The following is a 5118-nucleotide window of genomic DNA, read 5'->3' on the forward strand; positions in this document are numbered from 1 at the left end:
TTGAGATACTATTTCGCAATTTATGTTATAAAATGTATATACTAATTTGAAGTTTACAGTAGGAGGAACTAAGTTGGACTACAAAGAATATATTCGGGTGATTTCCGATTTTCCACAACCAGGGATTAGTTTTAAGGACATTACGACCCTGATGAAAAATGGTGAACTATACCGCAAGGCTATCAACGATATGAAGGAACTGGTATCGGATTTGAAAATTGATTTGATTGCAGGACCAGAAGCACGTGGGTTCGTTGTTGGTGCTCCTTTGGCTTATGCGCTTGGTGTTGGTTTTATTCCCATCCGTAAAAGTGGCAAGCTCCCTGGGGAAACCATTGAGGAAGCATACGGTTTGGAGTATGGTAAAGATACGCTGGCGATGCATAAGGATGCTATAGAGCCAGGCCAAAATGTTCTGATTGCTGATGACCTGCTTGCTACAGGTGGAACTATTGCTACATCCGTGAACTTGGTACGCCAGCTTGGTGGTAATGTGGCAGGGGCTGCTTTTCTTATTGAGCTGTCTGACTTAAACGGTCGGGCGAAACTGACTGATGTAGATGTATTCACCCTGATTACGTATTAAGTATTTTGAAACCCGGGTTTCCCGGGAAATAATTATGTGCGGATCGCCTAAATAGTCCGATGGAACATCTCTTTATCTAAAGAGTTGCTCCATCGGACTATTTTGTTTCTTTGTTGGAAAATAGGTATGAAAAAATTTCGTAAATGTCTATGAACATTAAAAAAAGGAGCAGAGGTGGTCATAAGGAGAATAGTGGTCATACTGATTTCAATCAGTTTTTGTTTTATTTTTTGCTAAGCAGAAGCTAGATACGGAAATAAGTCAAAAATGCTGCTCGTTGCTTATCGAGGGTTAAAGCAGTTATTGCAACTGACTTGGATGGGGTGCTCTGAAGATGGATGAAGGAGTATCTATTTTAAAAAGGCCGTGCATAAAAAAACGCCGCTCCATGAGATATGGATCTTTACACGCTTGTCTATACAGCCTGAGCGTGTGTTGATCCATAACTAACATGGAGCGGCGTTTTAAAGTTGAAAAAAAGATATCAATCTGGTGTTTTCTCGGTTAAAGGTTCCTGCGATTTATCGTTGGACCAGCCGAGCACGTCAATCAGCTTGAAGAACAAGCTGAGGATGATGCCGATGATTGTAGCCAATGCCATACCCTTCAAGGTTACAGCGCCCCAAGTGAGCGTAGTACCACTGATTCCGACAACAAGCACGATGGTCGCAAGCAGCATGTTGGTTGGCTTGGCGAAATCCACCTTTTGCTCAACGAAGATTCTTAGACCGGAGGCAGCGATGACACCGAATAATAGTAAGGATACGCCGCCCATAACTGGAGCTGGAATATTAGAAACAATCGCTGAGAACGTGCCTGAGAAGGACAGCAAGATGGCAATGACAGCCGCCCCGCCAATGACCCATACAGAGTACACTTTAGTTAATGCCATGACACCAATATTTTCACCATAAGTCGTATTAGGTGTAGAACCGACAAAACCGGAAATGACGGTGGAAATACCGTTACCCAGCAGTGAGCGATGGAGACCAGGATCTTTGGACAGCTCGCGCCCGACAATGTTGCTAGTCACAAGTAAGTGACCAATATGCTCTACGATGACAACCAGAGCAACAGGAAGAATCGTCAGCATAGCAGAGGTATTAAAAACTGGAGTGGTAATTGCAGGATGTCCGAAAAAAGGAGCGTCTGCAATGGCCTGTGTATTGACCATGCCCATAAAATAAGCAAGCACATAGCCCACTACGATACCGATCAGAATATGAATGATTTTAGCAAACCCGCGAAACAACACCGCACCCAGAACAGTGACCCCGAGTGTAACGAGCGAAAGAGTAATCGTTTTGGGATCTGGAGTCCAGGCTTTAGTAGGATCGGCATTGATAATGCCTGCCATGCCTGCTGCAACCGGAACCAGTTCCAGACCGATTAAGGCTACGATGGAGCCCATAACAGCTGGAGGAAAAACGACGTCCAGCCAACGGGTTCCGGCATATTTAATTACCAGTGCGACGAGGCAGAAAATAATACCTGTAACGATGAAAGCACCGAGGGCCATAGCATAGCCGTTGCCGCCGGGATTGTTTTTAAGCACAAGACTGACGGGAGCGATAAAAGCGAAGCTGGAGCCGAGATAGGCGGGAATTTTGCCGCGGCAGATCCATATGTACAACAATGTGCCAATACCGTTCATTAGCAAAATCATGCCGGGATCGACGCCGAAAATATTCGGCACCAGCACAGTGCTGCCAAACATGGCAAACAAATGCTGTACGCTGAGCAGGAACCCGGGTCCTGCCGGTAGCTTTTCATTAACTTGAATTTCGCGTTGCAACGCAGTTCACTCCTTAGTTCTTTCAATTATTCTTATATACATTAATTACTTTTCGTAATTTTTTCAATATAATTCGTTTCATTTCGTCAACAATCCTCATTTTACTTATCCATGTGTGACAGAATAATGCGACAATGCCAAACCTGTAATAGTTGACGTGCGACGTGCTAACCGTCATAATTGTAGGAAATCACTTTTAAAAGGGAACCTTTGCGCGACATTGATCGGCGGGTTCCATTTTGCATAGAAAGGACACGGAATAGAGCAGAATGGGGATAGAGCAATTACTTAAAAAGGCCGGGGCCTATACCAGAGAAGCAGATCTTATCCGCATCAGGGACGCCTATGATTTTGCCGAGCAGGCCCATTCCGGCCAGACTCGTAAGTCCGGTGAACCTTATATTCTGCATCCGCTTGCGGTTGCTGATATCGTCGTTAATATGCAGATGGATACCATCTCCATTATCGCCGCTCTTTTACATGACGTTGTGGAGGATACGACGGTGTCTTTGGCGCAGATTCGCGAGCATTTTGGCGATACATGTGCGATGCTTGTCGATGGTCTGACGAAGCTGGAGCGTATCCAGTTCCGTTCCAAGGAAGAACAACAGAACGAAAATTATCGAAAAATGTTTATTGCTATGGCGCAGGACATTCGTGTCATCGTCATTAAGCTAGCAGATCGTCTGCACAACATGCGTACTTTGAAATATCAGTCAGAGGAAAGCCAGCGTCGGATTGCTTATGAAACGTTGGAGATTTTCTGTCCGGTTGCGAATCGACTGGGTATTTCAGCTATTAAATGGGAAATGGAAGATATTGCTCTACGCTATCTGAATCCTCAGCAGTATTATCGCATCGCTAATTTGATGCATAAGAAGCGGGCTGAGCGGGAGCAGTTTATTGATAATGTCATACAGCGTATCAGAGAGAAGCTAGAAGAGATGGGCATTCAGGCTGATCTGTCTGGACGCCCTAAACATATTTACAGTGTGTTTAAAAAAATGACGACGAAGAACAAGCAATTCAATGAAATATATGATTTGCTGGCGATTCGAATTATTGTGGATAACATTAAAGACTGTTACGCCACACTGGGGATTATCCATACGTTGTGGAAGCCAATGCCGGGGCGGTTTAAGGATTATATCGCTATGCCTAAGGCCAATATGTATCAGTCCCTTCATACGACAGTAGTAGGTCCCAACGGGGAGCCTACCGAGGTACAAATTCGCACAGTGGATATGCACCGTACTGCTGAATTCGGGATTGCGGCCCATTGGGCCTATAAAGAAGGCAACGGAGCAAACAACACTAACTTTGAGGATAAAATCACCTTTTTTCGAGAAATCCTGGAGCTGCAAAATGAGGCGAAGGATGCGTCGGAATTTGTGGAATCGCTCAAAATGGACTTTTTCTCAGACCTTGTGTTTGTGTTTACTCCTAAGGGAGAGGTCATTGAGTTGCCAGCCGGATCCGTTCCGCTGGACTTTGCTTTCCGTATTCATACCGAAGTTGGCAATCGAACGATTGGCTCTAAGGTAAATGGAAGAATCGTACCTTTGGATTATCGACTTAAAACCGGTGATATTGTCGAAATTATGACGTCCAAGCATTCTTATGGACCTAGTCAGGACTGGCTCAAAATTGCTCAGTCCTCTCACGCGCGCAGTAAAATCAAACAATGGTTCAAGAAAGAAAAGCGTGAGGAGAATGTTGAAAAAGGCCGCGAAAATCTGGAACGTGAGCTAAGAAAACGTGATATCGAGCCATCGGTGTGGATGAGCGACGACAAGCTTCAGGAAGTGGCACAGAAGTTCTCCTTTAACGATTCCGAAGATATGCTGTCTGCGATTGGTTTTGGTGGTATAACCGCAGCGCAGGTCTGTACACGGTTGACAGAGAAGCTGCGTAAGGAACAAGAAGAGGCACGGTTGATCGAATTGACGACCGAGGTCAAGGAGTACAAGCCGCAGGGCGAACGGAAAAAAACACCGACTAACGGTGTCAGCGTCAGAGGCGTCGATAATTTGCTCGTTCGTTTTGCACGATGTTGTAATCCCGTACCGGGAGATGACATCATTGGCTATGTAACACGTGGACGCGGCGTATCCGTTCACCGGACGGATTGCCCGAATATTCCTTCGGGTACGGGCGAAGACCAGGCGCGTGTGATTGAAGTGGAGTGGGAAGAAGCAGCGGAAGTCAATTACAGCGTCGATATTGAGATTACGGGGCATGATCGCAACGGTTTGCTGAATGAAGTGCTTCAGGCCATTTCAGAGAACAAAACTAGCTTCTCGGCCGTTACAGGTCGTACAGATAAAAATAAAATGGCGATGATTCACATCACGATTCTCATTCGCAACACGGATCATTTGCATTCTGTTGTCGAACGGATTAAACGGGTGAAGGATGTATACACTGTGCATCGGATTATGCAATAACCTTATTAAGCGTACAGCTAGGTTTATAGCCTTTGTAACGCATCTTGGGTAGAAAGACCCATAGGCGGCTAAAAGAGCCGTAATACGGCTATGAGCACCTTTTAAAAGGGAAGGTTAAAGGAGATATCGGATAGGCGATGAAGATCATTATTCAGCGCTGTAAAGACGCCCAGGTAACGGTGAATCAAAAGGTGGTCGGCAAGATTGGAACCGGATTAATGCTGCTGGTTGGTATTGGTCAGGGAGATACAGCAGCCGATGCCGTTTATTTGGCGGATAAAACAGCGGGA

The 5118-nt window shown here is 45.4% G+C and carries 4 protein-coding genes; 3 read left to right on the forward strand and 1 reads right to left on the reverse strand.

Annotation, left to right across the window (positions count from 1 at the left end; translation table 11 throughout):
• The first annotated feature begins 73 nt into the window (after positions 1–73).
• Complete coding sequence (locus tag GRP75_RS18890; protein ID WP_028542428.1) at positions 74–586, forward strand: adenine phosphoribosyltransferase; 513 nt, start codon at positions 74–76, stop codon at positions 584–586.
• Between the two features lie 484 nt (positions 587–1070).
• On the opposite strand, the gene uraA is transcribed toward GRP75_RS18890, so the two are convergent.
• Complete coding sequence (uraA, locus tag GRP75_RS18895; protein ID WP_061829372.1) at positions 1071–2381, reverse strand: uracil permease; 1311 nt, start codon at positions 2379–2381, stop codon at positions 1071–1073.
• 269 nt (positions 2382–2650) lie between these two features.
• Between uraA and GRP75_RS18900 the strand changes: the two genes are divergently transcribed.
• Together GRP75_RS18900 and GRP75_RS18905 are read left to right on the forward strand one after the other, a co-directional pair.
• Positions 2651–4828 carry a RelA/SpoT family protein gene (locus tag GRP75_RS18900; protein ID WP_025720225.1) on the forward strand — a complete coding sequence of 726 codons (2178 nt, stop codon included), beginning with the start codon at positions 2651–2653 and terminating at the stop codon, positions 4826–4828.
• A gap of 137 nt (positions 4829–4965) precedes the next feature.
• On the forward strand, positions 4966–5118 hold a 153-nt coding region (locus tag GRP75_RS18905), incomplete at its 3' end, for a D-aminoacyl-tRNA deacylase (RefSeq protein ID WP_202404213.1).

The sequence above is a fragment of the Paenibacillus sp. OT2-17 genome, assembly GCF_009827695.1.
Lineage (GTDB): Bacteria > Bacillota > Bacilli > Paenibacillales > Paenibacillaceae > Paenibacillus > Paenibacillus polymyxa_B.

Bases quoted from the DNA above. Each gene is read 5' to 3' on its own strand.
- GRP75_RS18900 (WP_025720225.1), top strand. From the start codon at position 2,651: ATGGGGATAGAGCAATTACTTAAAAAGGCCGGGGCCTATACCAGAGAA.